A 21,019-nucleotide genomic window follows, 5' to 3' on the forward strand; every position below is an offset into this window, starting at 1 on the left:
AGCTTCATCAGATTCTGAAAGAAGTACAACATTCAACTAAATTGCTGAATGCAAATCGGCCCCGACCTTAATAGATTTGTACTAAGCTCTTTGATTAGGGAAACAGGTAAAAAGATAAAAATAAAATTATAATAAATAAAAGAAAATTTAATAATAGTAGAACTAGATTATATTAATTTTTAATAAAATATAAATTCTAAGAAGCAATCAGAAATCAATGTGTTATAATTTGCAAAAGATAAAGTTAGATCAAATTTACTTAAATTAAGTATTTGATTCTAATGATGAAAAAAGCTGCATAGGGGTTATGCAGCTTTTTTGTTTAGATTGTTTTTTGAGTTTTTCTAGCGCAGTTTTCTTACTGTTCGCTATTGAAACATTTTGACCCGCTAAATGGCGAAGCTGGCATATTCGTTGCTAACAGATCCTTAAAATTCATGAAGTTTTCTATAAAATTTCCTGGATTCGGCGGCATGCTTAAAGCATAAAGTTTACTCAATAGGGGCTAGGTCATGACGACTCCTAATCCATCTTCAGAAAATATGCTGGAACGTCTGTTCAAACTGAGTGAAAACAAAACCAGTTTCCGTACAGAAGTTCTGGCAGGTGTAACCACGTTCCTGACAATGTGTTACATCATTATTGTTAATCCGATGATTTTATCCGAAACCGGGATGGATCATGGGGCTGTCTTTGTAGCCACCTGTCTTGCAGCCGCAATTGGCTGTCTGGTGATGGGGCTAATTGCCAATTATCCAATCGCACTTGCACCGGGTATGGGCCTGAATGCCTTCTTTACCTACTCAGTCTGTCTGGGAATGGGTGTGCCTTGGCAAACTGCATTAGGTGCAGTATTTGTATCTGGTCTGGTCTTCATTGCCATCAGTATGTTCAAAATACGTGAGGCGATTGTCAATGCCATTCCAATGTCACTCAAACTGGCGATTGGCGGTGGTATTGGCCTGTTCCTGGCCCTGGTTGCACTGAAAAATGCTGGCATCATTGTTGATAATCAAGCGACCTTGGTGGGTCTGGGTGATTTGAAACAGCCAACTGTTATGCTTGCGCTACTTGGCTTCCTGTTAGTGGTGGTAATGCATCACTTCAAAGTACGTGGTGCGATCATTATCAGTATTTTGGTAATCACTGCGATTTCTACTGCTTTAGGTTATAACCAGTTCCAAGGTGTAGTGGGTCAAATTCCTTCACTGGCACCAACCTTCCTGCAAATGGACTTTCAAGGTCTGTTTACAGCCAGCCTGATCGGTGTGATCTTCGTATTCTTCTTGGTCGATCTGTTTGACTCTACTGGTACGCTAGTAGGTGTTTCACATCGTGCAGGTTTGTTAAAAGATGGTAAATTGCCGCGTCTGAAAAAAGCATTATTTGCCGATTCTTCTGCGATTGTTGCAGGTGCTGCTTTGGGTACTTCTTCAACTACACCTTATATTGAGTCATCAGCGGGTGTTGCAGCAGGTGGTCGTACCGGTCTGACTGCAGTTGTGGTTGGCTTGCTGTTCATTGCCTGCCTGTTCCTGGCTCCATTGGCTCAATCTGTACCAGGCTTTGCAACTGCACCAGCATTGCTATTTGTCGGTGTATTGATGATTCAGGGTATTGTCCATATTGAATGGGATGATATTACTGAAGCGGTTCCGGCATTCCTGACCATTGTATTCATGCCATTTACGTATTCAATTGCAGATGGTATCGCAATGGGTTTTATCAGCTATGCGCTGATTAAACTGTTGACAGGTAAAGCGAAAACTGTTCCATACATGGTATGGATCATCGCAGTACTGTGGGCATTGAAGTTCTGGATGTTTGGCGGCTAATTTTTGTCGAATATCAAAAGGGTGTAAACTCAGTTTGCACCCTTTTTTATTTTTCTCAGGTTTAATCAGGAGTAGCGATGAACCGTCTTGAATTGATTCAGGCCTTGCCAAAGGCTGAGCTGCATGTGCATATCGAAGGTACCTTTGAACCTGAGTTAATGTTTGCAATTGCACAGCGTAATGAAATTAGCATTCCTTATAAATCGGTTGAGGAAGTAAAGCAGGCTTATAATTTCCATAATCTGCAATCTTTCCTAGATATCTACTACGCGGGCGCCAATGTTCTGATTCATGAACAGGACTTTTATGATCTGGCCTGGGCGTATTTTGAAAAATGCGCAGATGACAATGTCGTGCATACTGAAATGTTCTTTGATCCGCAAACGCATACTGATCGTGGCATTGCCTTTGAAACCGTGATTAATGGCTTGCAGAAAGCCTGCGATGATGCGAAAGCTAAATTAGGCATTACTTCACATCTGATCATGTGTTTCCTGCGTCATCTTAGTGAAGAAGCGGCATTTGAGACATTAGAGCAAGCACTGCCTTATAAAGATCAAATCATTGGAGTAGGGCTGGATTCAAGTGAAGTCGGGCATCCACCATCTAAGTTTGAACGTGTCTTTGCCAAAGCGCGTGAAGCCGGTTTTCTGGTGGTTGCACATGCGGGTGAAGAAGGTCCGGCAGAATATGTCTGGGAAGCTTTGGATTTATTAAAAGTAAACCGTATTGATCATGGGGTACGTTCTGAGGAAGATCCAGAATTGATGCAGCGTTTGATTGCAGAGAAGATGCCGCTTACAGTATGTCCACTTTCAAACCTGAAACTGTGTGTGGTAGATGATATGCAGCAGCATAATATCCGTCGCCTGTTGCAGCAGGGCGTGCATGTCACGGTGAATTCAGATGATCCATCGTATTTCGGTGGTTATATGAATGACAATTTCATTGCCATTGCTGAAGCTTTGGACCTAAGCAATGATGAGCTAAAACAGCTGGCGATCAATTCTTTTGAAGCTTCATTTATTTCTGATGCTGAAAAACAGAAATGGATCAGCCTGATTCAGGCACTCGTTTAAAATATCATTCCAGTAAATTTGTTAGCCCAAAGAGGGTGGAGTTCGCTCTGCCTTTTTATTTAATCTGATCTGTGAACCAAAGATGAAATTAAAATTCCTGTGGCCTGTTCTGGCTGTTAGCTTAATCAATCCTGCTTGTGCAGATACCTCAATGACTCAGAAAGCCCTGAAACCTGTGATTGAATATCAGTGTGGCCAAGAGCTGAAAGATTCCAAAGTCTGGAAAATGGGTACTTATTTCATGGCTGAAGCCAATAAACAGCATTTACAGCAAAAAGTATGTGGCTGTGTAGGTGAGCATGCCTTGGAAGGTGTTCCGGCTAAAACCCTGTTAAAAGCAACCGTTGATGAAGAAACTAAAAAAGAGCTGACCCGTAAAGCAATTGCCAATAGCTTAAAAGGCTGTATGGGCGAGTTTATCAATTAAGGATTTTTGGGTGCTGGCTTATTCAGGCCTTACCCTTAAATTAATAGTGAGTCTTCTTTCTGTGATGGCTGTGAATCTGGCTGTGCGCAGATTAGACATCATGGCGCATTTTTAGATTTCTTATTGCGATAAACTTCGGCACAATAGCTGCATATTTTAAAAGTTGAAAAAAGGATAAAATCCGTGAAAAAATTATTGGCTGTTGTTGCTCCATTAGCACTTGTTCTTTCTGCCTGCGTAGCACCCCAAGGTACAGGCACCCCAACTCAAGCAAGTACAGGTCAGCAACTCGGTTCTGCAGCCATTAAAATTGCCATCAATGCAAAATGTGTTACTGAACTAAATAATATTCCGGCTTGGCAAACTGCAACACGTTTAATGACAGAAACACAAAAACAGAATATCCAGTCTGAAATTTGTGGTTGCGTGAGTGAAAAGGCACCACAAAACGTGACTGCGGTAGATTTGGCGACTGCAGCAATTGACCCAGCAGCACGTGCAACTATTGTAGGCAATGTCGTTGCAAATACTATTAACGCTTGCGTGGCTGAAGCGGTAAACTAAGTCAAAATCAAATTTGAATAGGCTGACTGGTTCAGCCTATTTTTTATGGGAAATAAAATGAATATTGCTGGTGTAGATGAAGCAGGGCGTGGGCCATTAGTAGGATCGGTGGTCGCTGCGGCTGTGATATTGGATCCGAATAACCCGATTGAGGGCTTAAATGATTCCAAGAAGCTAAGCGAGAAGAAGCGCGAAAAACTTTTTATTGAGATTCAGGAAAAAGCACTGGCTTGGGCCATCGCTGAAGCCTCTGCGGCAGAAATCGACGAGCATAATATTTTGCAGGCCTCTTTGCTGGCAATGCGCCGCGCTGTGGAAGCATTAAGCATTCAGCCGGAACATGTACTGGTCGATGGCAACAAGATTCCTCAAGGCCTTGCGATGAGCTGTGATGCCGTCGTAGGTGGGGATGCCTTGCATCCTGAAATCTCGGCAGCCAGTATTCTGGCAAAAGTGACCCGGGATCGCCAGATGGTGGAGATGGATCAGAAGTATCCGCAATTTGGCTTTGCCAAGCATAAGGGTTATCCGACCAAAGCACATTTTGAAGCGATAGCGTTACATGGGGTAATTGATGAGCACCGTCGTAGTTTTGGACCGGTGAAAAAAGTGCTGGCAGCGTTACTTGATCAGCAGCAGGCGGGATAAAGTCTGATTATTTTGCTATGCAGTTGAAAATTAGGCAAATTAAAAGCGGCTTAAACGCCGCTTTTATATTCATACAAAATTAACGGTTAAAGTTATTTTGTGTCTGGTTATCATCTTCATAAGAAGAAGGCTGATAATCCTGGTCAATATGCTGAAGATGTTCATGCATTGCACGTTCATGCTGGATACGCTGGTAAATCTCTTCACGGTGTACAGAGACTTCTTTCGGAGCATTTACCCCAATACGAACCTGGTTGCCTTTTACACCAAGTACAGTCACGCTGACTTGGTCTCCGATCATTAAAGTTTCCCCGACGCGTCGAGTCAAAATCAGCATGTTTCTCTCCTTGCAAAATGCAAAACCTGCAATCTATTGAATGTAATAAAAAAACACAACCTAAAATTATATAATTAAAGTTTGAATAGAAAGTCCTGTCCATGAAATGAAGAGGTTAACTATCCAGGCTGTTGAAAATCCTTAGGCTTAATATAACAGAGCCACTATAAAAAAAACTATAGTGGCCCTGCATTTTTGTAGAGATTTAATGAAATACTGTCAGACAATGACGGTATTTTGTAGTTCTCTTAAGCGCGTGCGCTAGATTCACCATGTTCACGGTCTAAACCGAACGCAGTGTGAAGTGAGCGAACTGCAAGCTCAAGATAATTCTCTTCGATAATTACTGAAATCTTGATTTCAGAAGTAGAGATCATCAGGATATTGATGCCTTCATCAGCAAGGGCAGTGAACATTTTGCTCGCTACACCAGCGTGAGAACGCATACCTACACCTACGATAGACACTTTTACGATGTCATCACGAGTTGCAACTTCACGTGCGCCAATCGCTTGAGCAGTTTCTTCAAGGATTTTTTTGGCTTTAGCAAGTTCACCGCGGTTTACAGTAAACGTGAAATCAGTTGTACCATCTTCTTCAACGTTCTGGATAATCATATCCACTTCGATATTGGCATCACCAATTGGTTTAAGAATTTTAGATGCAATACCTGGCTCATCTGGAACACCCAGAATAGTCAGTTTAGCTTCGTCGCGGTTGAACGCGATACCAGAGATAATTGGCTGTTCCATGTTGTCTTCCAGTTCAGTAGTAATAAGAGTTCCGACGTTGTTTTTGAAGTCTTCGTCAAATGCGCCATCATTGTCATTATCGAAGCTTGAGAGTACGCGTAAAGGCACTTGGTACTTGCCTGCAAATTCTACAGAGCGAATTTGAAGAACTTTAGAACCTAAAGATGCCATTTCCAGCATTTCTTCGAAAGAGATACGGTCTACTTTTTTCGCTTTAGGCGCAACACGAGGGTCAGTCGTATATACGCCATCAACGTCTGTGTAAATCTGACATTCATCCGCTTTAAGCGCTGCAGCAAGTGCGACACCTGAAGTATCAGAACCACCACGGCCTAAAGTTGTGGTATTGCCATCAGCATCAAAGCCCTGGAAACCAGCCACCACGATCACGCGGCCTGCATCCAGGTTTTCAGTCAATACATCGGTATCAATAGATTCGATACGTGCTTTGGTGAATGCACTGTCAGTTTTAATACCAACCTGGCGACCAGTTAAAGATTTAGCTTCAACGCCAATTGAATTCAGCGCCATAGCTAACATGGAAATCGTTACCTGTTCACCCGTAGAAACCATTTGGTCAAGTTCACGTGGGTCAGGGGTTTCGGTAATGGCTTTCGCGAGAGCAAGCAAGCGGTTGGTTTCACCACTCATAGCAGATACGACTACAACCATCTTGTGGCCATGGTCATGCCAGCGCTTCACACGACGAGCAACATTGAGAATGCGCTCGGGAGTACCCATTGAGGTACCGCCATATTTTTGAACGATTAATGCCATAGTTGTTCCATATAAACCATGACCCTGATTTTCCGATCAGGGTCAGTTACACAAAATGAAGTTTTTATTTTGCTTCAAGCCAAGCTGCTAAATCAGCCATCACTGGAGCAAACTTCTCGTTAAGTGGCGCGCCACCTTGTGCCAAGTCAGGTTTACCACCACCTTTACCACCTAGCTCAGTTGCCAAGTGTTTGATGATGTCACCCGCTTTAATAGAAGCAGTAAAGTCTTTAGCTACAGATGCAATCAAGCTAACCTTGTCACCCTCTACACCTGCAAGAACAATGACTGCATTTTCTAATTTTGATTTCACACCATCGTGCAGGTTACGTAGTGCTTTCGCATCCATACCCTGAACAGTCGTGATTAATGTTTTACGACCAGCAAGCTCTTGAACCTGGCTTAAAAGTTCACCGGCTTGTAGGCTTGCCAATTTTTGATTCAGCTGTTCGATCTGTTTTTGCAATTGATGCGCAGTGTCCACCACAGCTTCAACTTTTTCGACTGTTTGATGGTTCTGTGCTTTTAACAAACCATTGATATATTGAACATCACGATCGACTTTCTGTACGGCTTCAACCGCTTTAGTACCGGTTACGGCTTCAATACGACGTACACCTGCTGCGACACCACCTTCAGAAGTGATTTTGAACAGACCGATGTCACCTGTACGTTTCACGTGAATACCGCCACACAGCTCGATTGAGAAGTTTTTTTCGTCAATCACTGAACCCATAGACAATACGCGAACTTCTTCACCGTATTTCTCACCGAACAGCATCATCGCACCTTTGGCTTTCGCAGATTCGATGTCGAGCAGTTCAGTGGTAACAGGCGTGTTGGCAATCACTTCGGCATTTACCAGACGTTCAATTTCTTGCAGTTGCTCAAACGTTACAGGCTGATCGTTAGCAAAGTCGAAACGTAATACGTCAGACGCAACCAATGAACCTTTTTGTTGTACGTGTGAACCCAGGATTTGACGTAGGGCAGCGTGTAGCAAGTGAGTTGCAGAGTGGTTACGTGCAGTTGCGGCACGAATGTCGGCTTTAACCGTTGCTTCCACGTTTTGAGTAACTTTCAAGTTACCCATAGTCACGATACCTTGGTGAACGAATGCACCACCAGATTTTTTGGTATCTTGAACTTCGAAAATACCGGTATCGTTTTTGAAGAGTCCTGTATCACCGATTTGACCACCGCTTTCTGCATAGAAAGGAGTCTGGTTAAGAACGATTAATGCTTCGTCGCCTTCAACCACTTCGTCAACCTGTTCGTCATCTTTATAGATTGCGATGATTTGACCTTGACCTGCTGTTGCGTCATAACCTTCAAACTGAGTTTCGCCTTCAACTTTAACAACGCTGTTATAGTCGATTGCGAATTTACCTGCATCACGTGCGCGTTGACGTTGTGCAGCCATTTCTTTCTCAAAACCAGCTTCATCAATGGTTAAGTCACGTTCACGTGCGATATCTGCTGTAAGGTCAGTTGGGAAGCCATAAGTGTCATAAAGTTTGAATACGATTTCACCCGGAATCACAGAGCCTTTCAGATTTGCCAGTTCGCCTTCAAGCAATTTCAGACCTTGCTCAAGTGTTTTAGCAAACTGTTCTTCTTCTTTCAGCAAAGCGGCTTCGATACGTGCTTTGTTTGCTTCAAGTTCAGGATAAGCTGCGCCCATCACATCAATTAAAGGCTGAAGCATTTTGTGGAAGAATGAACCAGTCGCACCCAGTTTGTTACCGTGACGAACTGCACGACGAATGATACGACGCAGTACATAACCACGGCCTTCGTTAGAAGGGTTCACGCCATCTGCGATCAGGAAGCAGCATGAACGTGCATGGTCAGCAACCACTTTAAGAGAAGCAGGGTATTCAACCGGTTTGTTTTCAGCTTGTGCTTTCGCTTCAATGTCTGAAGTATCTAGACCAATGATTTCAGCAGCAGCTTTTAACAGATTTTGGAACAGGTCGATTTCATAGTTAGAGTTGACATGTTGCAGAACCGCAGAAATACGCTCAAGGCCCATACCGGTATCAACAGAAGGTGCTGGAAGAGGGTGCAGGACGCCATCCGCAGTACGGTTGAACTGCATGAATACGTTGTTCCAGATTTCGATGAAACGGTCGCCATCTTCTTCAGGTGTACCAGGCAGGCCACCCCAAATGTGCTCACCGTGATCATAGAAGATTTCAGAACATGGACCACAAGGACCAGTATCGCCCATTGCCCAGAAATTGTCTGATGCGTATTTTTCGCCTTTGTTATCACCAATGCGGATAATACGGCTGGCATCTAGACCAACTTCTTTATTCCAGATATCAAACGCTTCGTCATCAGTGTGATACACAGTTACGTACAATTTGTCTTTAGGCAGTGCCAGCCATTTGTCGCCGGTCAGAAATTCCCAGGCAAATTTAATCGCATCACGTTTGAAGTAATCACCAAACGAGAAGTTACCCAGCATTTCAAAGAATGTGTGGTGACGAGCTGTGTAGCCAACGTTATCTAAGTCGTTGTGTTTACCACCTGCACGTACACATTTTTGTGAAGATGTTGCACGAACGTAGTCACGTTTTTCCAGACCCAGGAAGCAGTCTTTAAACTGGTTCATACCAGCATTGGTAAACAATAATGTTGGGTCGTTGGCAGGAACCAGAGAACTCGACGCGACACGTGTATGCCCTTGCGATTCAAAGTAGCTTAAAAAAGCTTCGCGAATTTCAGCTGATGTCATAAAACGAGTACTCACAACCAAGTCACTCCATAATTTCCGATTTGGCTAAAAACATCACAGTCTGACAAGAAGGTTGGTTCTCTGCTGCAATGCGGGGCTTAAATATTTAAAAACGCCAAATTATAACGGAAAATGCCTGTTCAACCAATGATTTTCATATTTATAGATCATAAAACTATAAGGAATGAATATTAGAAAAATCAGAAAAATGCCCTGCAAAATCAAAAGCTATTGTCATTACAGCAATTTATCTTAATTCTCGCTGATAGAAAGACTGGATTACTTCAAGCAAAGCATGAATTTTTCGATGAAATATTGGACATTCTGTGTAATTTTTAGTGGATTTAGCTGAATAGTTATCAGTCAGCTGGATAATTCCATTAATATAGGCGCACAAAGTTTTATGCCGCAGTAGGGAACGTCGATGCAACGTATCGCAATTAATGGTTTTGGACGAATCGGACGCAATGTGTTGCGTGCATGGTTTGAGAATCCGAAAGATTTTAATTTTGACATCGTTTCCATTAATGACGTTGCCGACGTTGAAACCTTATTGCATCTATTTAAATATGATTCTACTCATGGTCGTTTCCCGGGGCAGGTTGATCTGACGTATGAAGATGAGTATGCCTACCTGCATGTCACTTATCGCGATGCTTATCAGAAAGTTCAGGTTTTAAGACAAGCCAATCCAATAGAAATGCCTTGGCATGAACTGAATATTGATGTGGTATTGGAATGTACCGGCCTGTTCCGTTCGCGTGAGGCTGCGACTCAGCATATTACTGCCGGGGCAAAACGGGTCATTATCGGTGCTGCACCGTTTGATACAGTGGATGCCGCAATTGTCTATGGCGTCAACCATCGAGATGTCAAAGAAAGTGACCAGATTATTTCCAGTGTTTCCTGTACTACGCAGGCATTGGTACCGCTAGTCAAAATCATTGATGATGCCTTTGGGATTGAAACTGCACTGATGACTGAAATTCACGCGGTGACAGCGGATCAGTCAGTACTGGATCATGCCCATCGTGATTTAAGACGTGCCCGTGCTTCCGGGCAAAATATTATTCCAACCACATCTTCAGCTTTGGGTGCTTTAAAACGCGTAATGCCGAAGATGGAGAACCGGATTGATGGTTATTCGATTCGCGTGCCAACCATTAATGTCGCAGCAATTGATCTGACTTTTATTTCTCAGTCACCCATTACTGATCATCAGTTGAATGAAGTATTAATGAACGCTGCACGTCAGGATTTTGCTGAAATCATGTCTGTGACAGATGAGCCTTTGGTCTCTAGCGATTTTAATCATTCGCCTTACTCATTGATTGTGGATCTGACCCAGACCATGGTGGTGGGGCATCAGGCTAAAGTATTTGCCTGGTATGATAATGAATGGGGTTATGCCAATCGGTTACTGGATCTCTGTGAATCCTTTTATACAGATTAAGCTATTTTGAAAACATCCCAAATGGGGTGCTTTTTTATGCAAGATTAAAAAATTAGAGGAAAATGAATAAGAACTTGGACGTAATTGATCGAAAAGCTCCGGATTTATGCCGAATATTTCTATGATCTGGATATTTTTTCGTTAAGATAAAGATAATTAAATGGAATAAGAGCAAGCACATGATGTTGATCTGGGGATTTATTATATTACTAACCTTGGCTGTAATCTTTTTGATCTGGCTGCAATTTAATAATAATGAGAGTTCACAAAGTGTGGAAGGCGTGCCAGTTGAGGAAAAAGTGGCGCATCTGGAAGAAAATTTAAAAAAGACCTTGGAAATTATGCAGGATCTGGCGAAAAAGATGCATGTGCAGCAGGAAGTACTGGATCAGACTACAGCCAAACTGCAAAAAGTTGAACTGCAAAATGCAGAACTGGTAAATCTGCTCGCTAAAGTAGTAGAACCAAAGTCATAAGACCTTTTTATGCTGGCCTAGCCTTATATAAAGGATTTAAACCAGTAACGTTCTTAAAATAACTGCCGAGGCCATGCTAATCAAAATGGTCGGCAGCATGCCAAAGCGTGATGCAACGAATAGTGTCACCATTATAGCGATCAGATCAGCTGGATCATCTCGTAAAAAATATGGGGTGATCATCGAAATCAGTACACAACCCGGAATCACTTCCAGAATTTTACGCTGACGTTTGCTCAAAGTTTTATTTTTGAGTAGGACATAGCTAAGTATCCGAGTGCAGTAAGTCGTTAGCGCCACCAATAAGATGGCGATAAAAGTGCTCATCTGGATCATGCTTCATTCTCCTGAATGAGCCAGAAGGCAGAGGCAATGCCTGCAAGCGCACCAATCAGCACATACCAGTTTCCCGGTAGATAGCTATAAGCCAGTGCAGCACAAATACAACTGATTAGCCAAGGTCTGGCTTCAATAAAGCCTTTCCACATACCTTTCAGCAAAACCAGCATAATGGCGGGGAAAGCCATATCAAAACCAAAACGGTTAATATCACCTAGCACAGGTCCAAGCAGGGCACCGAGTGTCGTAAAGCCGACCCAGGCCAGATAAAGAACAATACATAGCCCGGCATAATAAGGCAGACTAAAAGCATATCGATAACCAAACTGTGCCAGTCGACGCTGTGCATCGGTCAGGCTTAAGGCCCAGTTTTCATCGACCATAAAGAATAATGCCGGAAAGACTTTTCGATTTGGAAGATGTCTTAAATAAGGTACTAAACTGGCACCGAGCAGAATATAGCGGCTGTTAATGAGAAAACTAATAAAGATTAAGGTAAGCAGATGCGGTGGATCAGTCCAGGCTTCTAAAACTGCAAACTCGGAACCGCCAGCAAAGTTCAGCCCGGTCAGCAAGGGAACCTCAAGCAGGCTAAAATCTTTTTGTGCTGCTGTTGCGCCCAAGACTAGCGCGAGAGGAATTACACCTAATAATAAAGGTATGCAGTCTTTCACACCACGCTAGAATTCACTCAGAGGAGTGGCATCAGAAGGCGTTATACTTGGCTGAAAGGGAGGCATGAGATGATCGGGTTTTATTCTAGAAGGAGAAGGAAAGTTTATAAGAAATACAGAAGTCTTTGCAGTCCCTTTAAACTCTACCAGAATGGTGCTGTTTTCTTGGTCATTTAAGTTCCCATATTAGGTTTTTGTATAGGATTATTTTTAAGCATCTAGTACTGATATCTTATAAATTTTTACCCTTGGATAGATGAGGATTGAATCAAGAATAAGTTTTTCGTCATTGTTTTGGTTAGGGAAATATATTAGAAAATCAAGTTGATATGTTGGTTATTAAATTTTATTCAGCCTATTTTCTCTTGATAAGAGGGAGATGGTTTGGTTTATCTATCTAAGTCCTTTGTTCAGTCAGAGAAAATTATCAAAATTGCGATGCACAGCCTAAACGATCGTGCTAGACTAGGAGAAATCGGGTGTGCTCCCGATTTTTTTATGCGGTTTATTCCGCGCTGACAAGAATTTAGGTTTACAACATGCCCATTTCAGAGACATGGTTATTACCTGATGGTGTAGCTGATGTATTACCAGAACAAGCGCAAGTCATCGAAAGCCTGCGCCGTCAATCACTGGATTTCCTCGCATCTCGAGGTTATCAGCTGGTGTACACGCCATTTATTGAATACATTGAATCTCTATCTTCTCTCTCAGAATCGAATCAGGATTTAGACTTAGCCACTTTTAAAGTGATCGACCAGCTGTCTGGCCGCTTGCTTGGTGTGCGTGCCGATATGACACCACAAGTGGCTCGTATCGATGCGCATGTACATCCAGTGGAAGGTGTGGCTCGTTATTGTTATGCGGGTACGGTTTTACATACGAAACCTCAAGGATTTAATACCACACGTGCACCATTGCAGTTAGGTGCAGAATTATTTGGTTCAGACAGCATTGACGCTGACGTGGAAATGGTTGACTTGATGATCAGCCTGATTCAGGAAGCAGGTCTGGCCGACGGTATCCACCTTGATTTAGGTCATGTGGGGCTGTTCCGTAGTCTGATTGCACAAGCGGGTTTAAGTAAGGCAACCGAACGCCAATTGTCTGATCTTTATCAACGTAAAGCGTTGCCAGAATTAGCTGAATTTACTGCAAATCTTAAGTTTGGTTCAGACTTCTATACGCTTGGCCGCTTTGCAAGTGATCTGGATGCCTTAAAAACGAATTTAAGTGCTGAAGTATTAGAAAATCCAGCCTTCAAACAGGCATTTGATGCACTGCAAACCACCAAAAATGAAGTTCAGGTGCGCTGGCCGAATCTGCATATTGGGATTGATGTCGTCGAGTTACGTTCATACCATTATCACACCGGCCTGATGTATGCAGTTTATGCACCAAACCGTGCTGCGGCACTGGCACAAGGTGGCCGTTATGATGGCATTGGTGAGCATTTTGGTCGTGCACGTCCGGCAACTGGTTTCTCTTGTGACTTATATGCTTTAAGTGCAGGCAAGTTTGCTACAGCTAAAGTTGTGGTAGCACCTAAGGGTACAGATGCTGCGCTGTTAAATGCGATTCAGGCAACCCGTGCACAAGGCTTAAGTGTAATTCAGTTATTAGGTAATGATGATTTAAACTCAGTACCGTATGCAACTCACCAGCTGGTGAATGTGGACGGTGAGTGGACCATCAAAACGATTTAATCGCTTTAATTGTTTTACTCAGTGTTCATGTCGCTGAGTGGGACTTTCAACTTTAACAGCATGATGTAATGAGGCTATTATGGGCAAGAATGTTGTGGTACTTGGTACCCAATGGGGCGACGAAGGTAAGGGTAAGATCGTCGACCTGCTCACAGATCAAGCGGCTGCAGTAGTTCGTTATCAAGGCGGACATAACGCAGGTCATACTCTCGTGGTTGGTGGTAAGAAAACTGTATTACACCTCATTCCATCAGGTATTTTACGTGAAAACGTATTGTGCTTAATTGGTAATGGTGTGGTTCTTTCACCTGAAGCGCTCATCAAAGAGATGGATATTCTTGAAAAAGAAGGCGTGCCAGTACGTGAACGTCTACGCATTTCTCCAAACTGTCCATTGATTCTTCCACACCACATCGCACTTGACCAAGCTCGTGAGAAAAAACGTGGTAATGCGAAAATCGGTACAACTGGTCGTGGGATTGGTCCTGCTTATGAAGATAAAGTAGCGCGTCGTGCAATCCGTGTTGCTGACCTGGTACGTGGTGGCGAACATCTGAAAGCTCAGCTTGAAGAATTGCTTGAATACCACAACTTCCAATTGACTCAATTCTTCGGTGTTGAAGCAGTTAAAGTTGAAGACGTACTTGCGCTTTGCGACGAATGGCGCAAAGTGATCGAGCCTATGGTTATGGACGTGACTGGTGAACTTCACGCTTACCGTAAAGCTGGCAAGAAAATCATGTTCGAAGGTGCACAAGGTTCATTGCTTGACGTTGACCACGGTACATATCCGTACGTGACTTCTTCAAACACGACTGCTGGTGGCGTAAGCTCAGGTTCAGGTCTTGGTCCATTACACCTTGACTACGTTCTTGGTATTACTAAAGCGTATACTACTCGTGTAGGTTCAGGTCCATTCCCAACTGAGTTGGTGTATGACGCTGCAACAGATACAGGTGATGCAATTGGTAAACACCTGGGTACTGTAGGTTCAGAATTTGGTGCGTCTACTGGCCGTCAACGTCGTTGTGGCTGGTTCGATGCTGAAATCCTGCGTCGTTCAGTAGAAGTGAACTCACTGTCTGGTATTTGCTTGACTAAACTTGACGTTCTTGACGGTTTGGAAGAAGTGAAAATCTGTGTAGGTTACGAAGCTGCTGATTCTGGCTGTGTTGGTTCTTCTGATGCGCTTGCATTTGAAACTTTAAAACCAATTTACGAGACTATGCCAGGCTGGAAAGAATCTACTTTCGGTGCGAAATCACTAGATCAATTGCCACAAGCGGCAATTAACTATGTGAAACGTCTTGAACAATTGATTGAATGTCCAATCGACATCATTTCAACTGGTCCAGACCGTGAAGAAACCATTATTCTTCGCCATCCGTTTGATGCTTAATCCTTTAAGCTGAAAATGATAAAAACCCTGTGATTTCACAGGGTTTTTTATTTGGAAAAGCTTATAAAAATGATTGAAAACCTGTTTGGATTCTTTATGATGTTTTGACCTTATATATTTGAGAAGGTCATGAAATATAAAAATTTATTGGCGGGGATGGTCATTGCGACCACATTAACGGGGTGTACTACGGTTGCAGATTTGATGGGAGCTGATTCAGCTACATTAAATCTGAGTGCAGCACAAAGCTATAATCAGATGCTGACAGAGGCCAAGCAGAAACAGATTCTGGATACGACTTCTGCCACCTATAAAAAAGTAAATCGGGTTTTCCTGAAAATGAAGCCGTATGCGGATCAACTGAATCAGACTGGGCAGAAGTTTGACTGGCAAGTGGCTGTGATCAAATCTAACGAGATTAATGCCTATGTCGCACCAGGTGGCAAGGTGGTGTTCTATACGGGTATTGTCGACACACTAAAACTTACAGACGATGAAGTTGCTGCCATCATGGGACATGAAATGGTGCATGCGCTTGAGGAACATTCTAAGAATAAGGTAGGAGCGCAAGCACTGACTGATCTGGCAGTAAGTATCGGTAGCAAGTACGTCGGGCAGTCCGCTGGTGGTTATGGCGGGCTACTGCTGGATATGGGTGCTCAATTTGGTGTGGGCTTGCCATTCTCACGTAATCTGGAAAGCCGTGCCGATAAAGGCGGGCTCATGCTGATGGCACGAGCAGGCTATAACCCGAATGCAGCGATTACGTTGTGGCAAAAAATGAATGCACAAGACAGCCGTGGCAATAGCGTCCTGAATAAATTTACTTCTACGCATCCAACGAATGATGACCGAATTGCAGCCTTGCAACAGCTGATGCCTGAAGCGATGACGGTATATAAGGCTAAGAAATAATTTCGAAACTCAGGACTAAAGTCTTAACGGCAAGTGCTGTGCAGTGGCATGGCGCTTGCTAGAATAAAACAAAATAAAATATGAGTATGCAGGATGCATAAAAATATCTCGGGAACGATGTTCTATTCCTTGTTATTCGCGATGGGTGGCGCACCGACCATTGCGATGCTGATTATCCGTGCCCAAACTCGGGATCCTGACATTATTTACGGTGCATTTATTGGCTTGAGTGTGATCATTGCCTGTGTATTGGTACCGGTCATCTTGTTACAGAATGCTTTTCTATTTTTTAAGCGTAAAAGTGAAATTTTAGAAGAAAAAATTAAACCTTTGTGTTATTTATATTTAGGTTTAAATATTGTCTGTCTGATTTATTGGCTTGCGATACAGTATTGGGGTTAAAATTACATAAAATATAACAAGATGAAGTAATTGTACATTTAGTTGATCCGGCCTTTAACTTATAATTTTTTACAATGTAAATTAACCTTTTGCTTATGGTGGAGTCACTATAATGAAAAATAAATTCTTGTTAGGTATGGGTGCAGCCGCAGCCATTACTTTGTCTGGTTGTACAACTATTGCCGATATTGCAGGTGCAGATACTGCGACTTTAAATGCTTCAGCCAGCCAAAGCTACAATGCCATGGTGGCAGACGCTAAAGCGAAAGGCCAGCTGGATACCAGTTCAGCGACATACAGTCGTATTAATGCTGTTTTTAACCGTTTAAAACCTTATGCCAACCAGCTGAACCAGACGGGTACTGCATTCCAATGGCAGTTGGCCGTATTGAAATCTGATCAGGTCAACGCTTTTGTGGCACCTGGTGGTAAAGTGGTGTTCTATACCGGTATCGTGAACAAGCTGAATCTGACCGATGCTGAAATTGCAGCCATTATGGGTCATGAAATGGTCCATGCCCTGGAAGAGCATGCGAAACAGAAACTTGGTGCACAAGCCCTGACTGATCTGGCATTGGGTATTGGTTTAAATGCAGCGGGCGTAGGACAAGGTGGTGCTGCAGTGGCACAATTGGGTAGCCAGATTGGTATCGGCTTGCCTTACTCACGTAACCTGGAAAGCCGTGCTGATCAGGGCGGTTTAACTCTCATGGCGCGTGCTGGCTATAACCCGAATGCAGCGATTACTCTTTGGGAAAAAATGAACAAGCTTGAAGGTGGTAGCACTGGCGCGACTTTCCTGTCTACTCACCCATCGAACAGTCAGCGTATCGCAGCAATGCGTCAAAATCTGCCAGCAGCAATGCAGATCTATAACAAACGTTAAGATTGCATAATTTGAGGGATTCGCGATTTTAATGATGAAAAGCAGGGCAGTAGTCCTGCTTTTTTATATTTAAAATCTTAAGGCAATAAAAAAGGCAAAGTTTTCACTTTGCCTTTTTGTGCTAAAGACCGGGAAGTCTTAGTGGTGGTGACCACCCGCACCGTGTACGTGACCGTGATCAAGTTCTTCTTGAGAAGGTTCACGGATAGACACGATTTCAACTTCGAAAGTTAAATCTTGACCAGCAAGCGGGAAGTTAGCATCAACAACTACGTTGTCACCTTCAACTGCTTTAACAGTTACGATTTGAACGCCGTCATCAGTTTGTGCTTGGAACTGCATGCCTGCCTGGATGTTGTCTACGCCTTGGAACATTTGTTTAGGCACTTCTTGCACTAGCTCTGGGTTATATTCGCCATAGCCTTCAGCAGCAGGAACATTTACAGTGAATTTTTCACCAACAGTTTTGCCTTCTAAAGCTTTTTCTAAACCAGGGATGATGTTACCTGCACCGTGCAAATAGGCAAGTGGTTCACCTTGAGATTTGTCGAGAGTTTCACCCTCTGCGTTAGTCAATGTGTAGTGGAAAGAAACCACGAGGTTATTTGCAATAGCAGTCATATTAATTGATCCATTCAATTTTTTAAGGGTACATCATAAAGTGAAATTGTATTTTTGTAGACTAAAAATAGCAAAAAAATGCAATTTGACATGTTTAATGACGATTTTTTCATATATGAGGACAATATTTACAATTTCAATGCAATTTCAGCTTGGGTGCAATTTTTCGTGTAACAAAGTCTTTGGCAGTTAACAGGCCAGCATGGGTATAGCCATGAATGGTGGCCTGATGAATCCGGTACAGGGATACATACATGGATTTCGCGACAAAGCCTTGAACATTGACCTGACCCAATAATTCACCGACAGCACTGTTTTGACTTAAAGACACTAATGAGCCTTTGTCAGAAAACTTGAACATCGGTAAATAGCTTTCACCATTAATGCGTGCTTTTAAGGCTCTGACCAGAAAAGCGGCCTGCTGGCTGGCGACCTGTGCACGGGGGCCTAAAACCGGTTGATCTGCTTCAGGCTGACAGTGAGCACAATCACCAAAAACGAAAATATCCGGGTCTGACAAAGTTTGCAGAGTTGCATAAACTTTTAGGCGATTAATGTTGTCTTTTTCCAGTTCTTTAAGTTTTGCCAGAACTTCTGGTGCTTTAATTCCAGCAGCCCAGACTTTAATTTCTGCTTCGAGGCTTGAACCATCAGCAAAATAAATCTGGTCTTCATCGACTTTAGCGACCCTATGACTGGTTAATACCTCAATACCTAGACGATCGAGTTGCTCCATGGTGTGTTCAGCCATTTTCTCAGACAGTGCAGGTAAGATCCGATCAGCGGCTTCAATCAAAGTGATTTTGACTTTATTTGGATCAATCTTGTTCAGACCATATTTAAAAAAGTTTTGTTTGGCGATCACCAGCTCGGCAGCCAGTTCTACACCAGTTGCACCGGCTCCAATAATGGCAATTTTAAGCTCACGGGAAGAGGTTTGATTTTGAGCATTGAGATAAAGATGTAGCAGATCCTGCTGAAAGACATCGGCCTGCTGGCGGCTGTCGAGAAAATGACAGTATTGGGCAACACCTTCCGTATTAAAATCATTGGAAGTGGAACCTAATGCCAGCACCAGCGTGTCATAGCTGATGTGTTTCTTCTGTTTAGGCTGGGATTTTTTAGAAAAGTAATCTGTTTCCAGAACAATTTCTTTAGCCTTACGATCCAGATCAACAAATGTTCCCAGCACAAAGTGATAATGATGAGCTGCAGCATGACTAAAATAATTGGTTTCTTCTGCATGCGGATTAAGTGTACCTGCAGCAATTTCATGCAATAAGGGTTTCCAGATATGTGTCAGTTTCTGATCTACCAGCGTAATATGCGCTTGGCCACTTTTGCCTAAGGTTTCGCCCAGTTGAGTAGCTAGCTCCAATCCACCTGCGCCACCACCTACAATTACGATTCGATGTGCTGTCATATATTATTAACCTATTTATTTTTCTAATAAAAATAAGAGAAATTTAGACCAAATATACTATGGCATGGGCAGCAGGCCGTCTTGATTAGAATTGTTATACAAATTACAAAACGTAGCAATTATGGCAGAAGAGGTAAAATCGACGAGAGAAGAGAAGAAATCTATGGTGGGAGTTAGAAGACAAATGAGGGCCTTCTAACTGTATTCAGCGTTTATTTCTGGATTGGATAGAGTTTGGCACTTGGTGCATTTTCTGCAAAGATGCCAAAGAAGCTAGATAACCAGCTCAGGAATTTCTGGAAGAAACCGGCTTCTTCAAGTTCCACCATATCTTCAATCTGGATGGTACGAATAAGCTGATTATTCTGATACACATGAATCGTCGCTAATGGCATCACTTTGGCCATAGGTGCAATCAACTCAGAAGCAGTCATCTCTACATTAATATGGGTCTGGGTTTCATGGAGCGGTTCAATGCTTTGCATTACACCATCACCTGTATTCAACATTACCCGTTGATGGTTTTGATCGAACTGGTTCAGGTCAATGGCATAATTCTGATCATATAAAGATGTCGTAATAATCTGCGGCTGTTTAGTCTGAACCTTAAACATTTTCAAAGTCGATTTGATCACCGGTAATTCAGCGAGTAGCTGTTTGTCTTTAATGGCGACTTCATTACGGGTATAGGTATACGCCAGATTCATCAACTTATGCGACACTTCAGCGCGTTTGGCAGCACTTTTGGTACCTAGAACTACCACGATCAAACGACGGTGGGGCAGTTCCATATCATAAGTTGGACGATTGGCGGTGAGCGCCAGGTTATAGCCGGCTGCACGAGTAAAGCCAGTTTTTAAACCATCGACGCTTGAGTCCACTTGCAACACACGGTTAGTGGCACGGTGGAAATGGTTGTTATAGCTAAAACTTGGCTGTTTGGAATAATACAGATAGTCCGGAGTCTGATTGACTACAGCTGCCGACAAACGCGCCAGATCCGCTGCAGTAGAATAGTGCTCAGGCATGGTAATACCGGCCGGATTCTGGAAATGGGTATGAACCATACCTAAAGCTTTTGCTTCCCGATTCATTCGCTCGACAAAGCTCGGAATATCACCTGAAATTTTTTCTGCCAATGTCACAGCAGCATCATTCGCCGACATGATAATCAGACCTGCCAGAAGTTGATCAATCGAAATCTGCTCACCTTCTTTCAGGTACATTTGTGACTCATCCCACATCACTGTTTTCACAATCGGTGTTGCAGTTAATACTTCACTTTTATCTAATTTACCCGCCTGAATTTCTTTCAATGCAATATAAGCGACCATCATTTTGGTGAGGGAAGCTGGAGCACGTTGAACGTCGGCATTGTGTTCGGCAATGACTTGGCCTGACTGTGAGTCAAGAATGGTCCAGGCTTCTGCTTCAACGCTTTCAGGCAAAATATTCAGAAGGGCAGCATATGAAATTGCAGGCACAAACAGGCTGAGAACTGCAAGCAGTGAGATGATGTATTTCAAAGGTGTTCCTTAATAACCAACCGGTCGATGAACGATT

General features: G+C 42.9%; 20 protein-coding genes. 12 read left to right on the forward strand and 8 right to left on the reverse strand.

Annotation, left to right across the window (positions count from 1 at the left end; translation table 11 throughout):
* Positions 1-512: 512 nt before the first annotated feature.
* The 5 genes from FTU72_RS05870 (at position 513) to rnhB (ending at position 4,553) form a co-directional block, all read left to right on the forward strand.
* Entirely contained in the window at positions 513-1,835 is a 1,323-nt protein-coding gene (locus FTU72_RS05870; RefSeq protein WP_004815389.1) for an NCS2 family permease, read from the forward strand.
* Positions 1,836-1,912: 77 nt separating this feature from the next.
* On the forward strand, positions 1,913-2,914 hold the full coding sequence (locus tag FTU72_RS05875) for an adenosine deaminase (RefSeq protein WP_180011671.1): 1,002 nt from the start codon (positions 1,913-1,915) through the stop codon (positions 2,912-2,914).
* 82 nt (positions 2,915-2,996) lie between these two features.
* Positions 2,997-3,341, forward strand: a complete 345-nt coding sequence (locus FTU72_RS05880; RefSeq protein WP_180011669.1) for a hypothetical protein — start codon at positions 2,997-2,999, stop codon at positions 3,339-3,341.
* Positions 3,342-3,524: 183 nt separating this feature from the next.
* On the forward strand, positions 3,525-3,905 hold the full coding sequence (locus tag FTU72_RS05885) for a hypothetical protein (RefSeq protein ID WP_159123230.1): 381 nt from the start codon (positions 3,525-3,527) through the stop codon (positions 3,903-3,905).
* A gap of 57 nt (positions 3,906-3,962) precedes the next feature.
* Complete coding sequence (rnhB, locus tag FTU72_RS05890) at positions 3,963-4,553, forward strand: ribonuclease HII (RefSeq protein ID WP_004784204.1); 591 nt, start codon at positions 3,963-3,965, stop codon at positions 4,551-4,553.
* A 79-nt stretch (positions 4,554-4,632) separates the two neighbouring features.
* On the opposite strand, the gene csrA is transcribed toward rnhB, so the two are convergent.
* From csrA to alaS, 3 genes are all read right to left on the reverse strand, one after another.
* The gene (gene csrA, locus FTU72_RS05895) at positions 4,633-4,890 is read right to left on the reverse strand and encodes a carbon storage regulator CsrA (protein ID WP_004784202.1); all 258 of its coding nucleotides are present in this window, start codon (positions 4,888-4,890) and stop codon (positions 4,633-4,635) included.
* 248 nt (positions 4,891-5,138) lie between these two features.
* The gene (locus FTU72_RS05900) at positions 5,139-6,419 is read right to left on the reverse strand and encodes an aspartate kinase (protein ID WP_159123232.1); all 1,281 of its coding nucleotides are present in this window, start codon (positions 6,417-6,419) and stop codon (positions 5,139-5,141) included.
* 64 nt (positions 6,420-6,483) lie between these two features.
* A complete protein-coding gene (alaS, locus tag FTU72_RS05905) occupies positions 6,484-9,177 on the reverse strand; it encodes an alanine--tRNA ligase (protein WP_180052528.1) in 2,694 nt (897 codons plus the stop codon).
* Between the two features lie 409 nt (positions 9,178-9,586).
* On the opposite strand from alaS, the gene FTU72_RS05910 reads away from it, so the two are divergent.
* Both FTU72_RS05910 and FTU72_RS05915 read left to right on the forward strand, forming a co-directional pair.
* A complete protein-coding gene (locus FTU72_RS05910) occupies positions 9,587-10,615 on the forward strand; it encodes a type I glyceraldehyde-3-phosphate dehydrogenase (protein ID WP_179993210.1) in 1,029 nt (342 codons plus the stop codon).
* 179 nt (positions 10,616-10,794) lie between these two features.
* Complete coding sequence (locus tag FTU72_RS05915; protein WP_005236433.1) at positions 10,795-11,091, forward strand: hypothetical protein; 297 nt, start codon at positions 10,795-10,797, stop codon at positions 11,089-11,091.
* 36 nt (positions 11,092-11,127) lie between these two features.
* On the opposite strand, the gene FTU72_RS05920 is transcribed toward FTU72_RS05915, so the two are convergent.
* Positions 11,128-11,427 carry an AzlD family protein gene (locus tag FTU72_RS05920; RefSeq protein WP_179993211.1) on the reverse strand — a complete coding sequence of 100 codons (300 nt, stop codon included), beginning with the start codon at positions 11,425-11,427 and terminating at the stop codon, positions 11,128-11,130.
* Complete coding sequence (locus tag FTU72_RS05925) at positions 11,424-12,104, reverse strand: AzlC family ABC transporter permease (RefSeq protein ID WP_373684719.1); 681 nt, start codon at positions 12,102-12,104, stop codon at positions 11,424-11,426. Before FTU72_RS05925 ends, FTU72_RS05920 begins: the two co-directional genes overlap by 4 nt.
* A 539-nt stretch (positions 12,105-12,643) precedes the next feature.
* On the opposite strand from FTU72_RS05925, the gene FTU72_RS05930 reads away from it, so the two are divergent.
* From FTU72_RS05930 to FTU72_RS05950, 5 genes are all read left to right on the forward strand, one after another.
* On the forward strand, positions 12,644-13,810 hold the full coding sequence (locus FTU72_RS05930; RefSeq protein WP_159123236.1) for an ATP phosphoribosyltransferase regulatory subunit: 1,167 nt from the start codon (positions 12,644-12,646) through the stop codon (positions 13,808-13,810).
* Positions 13,811-13,889: 79 nt separating this feature from the next.
* Positions 13,890-15,209 carry an adenylosuccinate synthase gene (locus tag FTU72_RS05935; RefSeq protein WP_004784184.1) on the forward strand — a complete coding sequence of 440 codons (1,320 nt, stop codon included), beginning with the start codon at positions 13,890-13,892 and terminating at the stop codon, positions 15,207-15,209.
* A 129-nt stretch (positions 15,210-15,338) separates the two neighbouring features.
* Entirely contained in the window at positions 15,339-16,124 is a 786-nt protein-coding gene (locus FTU72_RS05940) for a M48 family metallopeptidase (RefSeq protein ID WP_179993213.1), read from the forward strand.
* A gap of 93 nt (positions 16,125-16,217) precedes the next feature.
* On the forward strand, positions 16,218-16,526 hold the full coding sequence (locus FTU72_RS05945) for a hypothetical protein (protein WP_180011665.1): 309 nt from the start codon (positions 16,218-16,220) through the stop codon (positions 16,524-16,526).
* Between the two features lie 112 nt (positions 16,527-16,638).
* Positions 16,639-17,412: a M48 family metallopeptidase gene (locus tag FTU72_RS05950; protein WP_125279059.1), complete on the forward strand. Its 774-nt coding sequence runs from the start codon at positions 16,639-16,641 to the stop codon at positions 17,410-17,412.
* Between the two features lie 138 nt (positions 17,413-17,550).
* Here FTU72_RS05950 and slyD read toward each other — a convergent pair whose 3' ends face one another.
* From slyD to FTU72_RS05965, 3 genes are all read right to left on the reverse strand, one after another.
* On the reverse strand, positions 17,551-18,033 hold the full coding sequence (gene slyD, locus FTU72_RS05955) for a peptidylprolyl isomerase (RefSeq protein WP_004784172.1): 483 nt from the start codon (positions 18,031-18,033) through the stop codon (positions 17,551-17,553).
* A 136-nt stretch (positions 18,034-18,169) separates the two neighbouring features.
* Complete coding sequence (locus FTU72_RS05960) at positions 18,170-19,456, reverse strand: NAD(P)/FAD-dependent oxidoreductase (protein WP_180011663.1); 1,287 nt, start codon at positions 19,454-19,456, stop codon at positions 18,170-18,172.
* A gap of 212 nt (positions 19,457-19,668) precedes the next feature.
* Positions 19,669-20,982 (reverse strand): D-alanyl-D-alanine carboxypeptidase PBP6B, encoded by a 1,314-nt coding sequence (locus FTU72_RS05965; protein WP_166136076.1) that lies wholly within the window; start codon positions 20,980-20,982, stop codon positions 19,669-19,671.
* Positions 20,983-21,019: the final 37 nt, after the last annotated feature.

It is taken from the genome of Acinetobacter sp. YH12137 (assembly GCF_013418535.1).
GTDB lineage: Bacteria > Pseudomonadota > Gammaproteobacteria > Pseudomonadales > Moraxellaceae > Acinetobacter.

What these genes read in the sequence shown, in the direction of transcription:
- FTU72_RS05910 (WP_179993210.1), top strand. Translation starts at nt 9,587, where the DNA reads ATGCAACGTATCGCAATTAATGGTTTTGGACGAATCGGACGCAATGTG.
- csrA (WP_004784202.1), bottom strand. Translation starts at nt 4,890, where the DNA reads ATGCTGATTTTGACTCGACGCGTCGGGGAAACTTTAATGATCGGAGAC.
- FTU72_RS05915 (WP_005236433.1), top strand. Translation starts at nt 10,795, where the DNA reads ATGATGTTGATCTGGGGATTTATTATATTACTAACCTTGGCTGTAATC.
- FTU72_RS05920 (WP_179993211.1), bottom strand. Translation starts at nt 11,427, where the DNA reads ATGATCCAGATGAGCACTTTTATCGCCATCTTATTGGTGGCGCTAACG.
- FTU72_RS05960 (WP_180011663.1), bottom strand. Translation starts at nt 19,456, where the DNA reads ATGACAGCACATCGAATCGTAATTGTAGGTGGTGGCGCAGGTGGATTG.
- FTU72_RS05930 (WP_159123236.1), top strand. Translation starts at nt 12,644, where the DNA reads ATGCCCATTTCAGAGACATGGTTATTACCTGATGGTGTAGCTGATGTA.
- FTU72_RS05880 (WP_180011669.1), top strand. Translation starts at nt 2,997, where the DNA reads ATGAAATTAAAATTCCTGTGGCCTGTTCTGGCTGTTAGCTTAATCAAT.
- FTU72_RS05875 (WP_180011671.1), top strand. Translation starts at nt 1,913, where the DNA reads ATGAACCGTCTTGAATTGATTCAGGCCTTGCCAAAGGCTGAGCTGCAT.
- FTU72_RS05950 (WP_125279059.1), top strand. Translation starts at nt 16,639, where the DNA reads ATGAAAAATAAATTCTTGTTAGGTATGGGTGCAGCCGCAGCCATTACT.
- FTU72_RS05935 (WP_004784184.1), top strand. Translation starts at nt 13,890, where the DNA reads ATGGGCAAGAATGTTGTGGTACTTGGTACCCAATGGGGCGACGAAGGT.
- FTU72_RS05870 (WP_004815389.1), top strand. Translation starts at nt 513, where the DNA reads ATGACGACTCCTAATCCATCTTCAGAAAATATGCTGGAACGTCTGTTC.
- FTU72_RS05945 (WP_180011665.1), top strand. Translation starts at nt 16,218, where the DNA reads ATGCATAAAAATATCTCGGGAACGATGTTCTATTCCTTGTTATTCGCG.
- slyD (WP_004784172.1), bottom strand. Translation starts at nt 18,033, where the DNA reads ATGACTGCTATTGCAAATAACCTCGTGGTTTCTTTCCACTACACATTG.
- FTU72_RS05900 (WP_159123232.1), bottom strand. Translation starts at nt 6,419, where the DNA reads ATGGCATTAATCGTTCAAAAATATGGCGGTACCTCAATGGGTACTCCC.
- FTU72_RS05940 (WP_179993213.1), top strand. Translation starts at nt 15,339, where the DNA reads ATGAAATATAAAAATTTATTGGCGGGGATGGTCATTGCGACCACATTA.
- rnhB (WP_004784204.1), top strand. Translation starts at nt 3,963, where the DNA reads ATGAATATTGCTGGTGTAGATGAAGCAGGGCGTGGGCCATTAGTAGGA.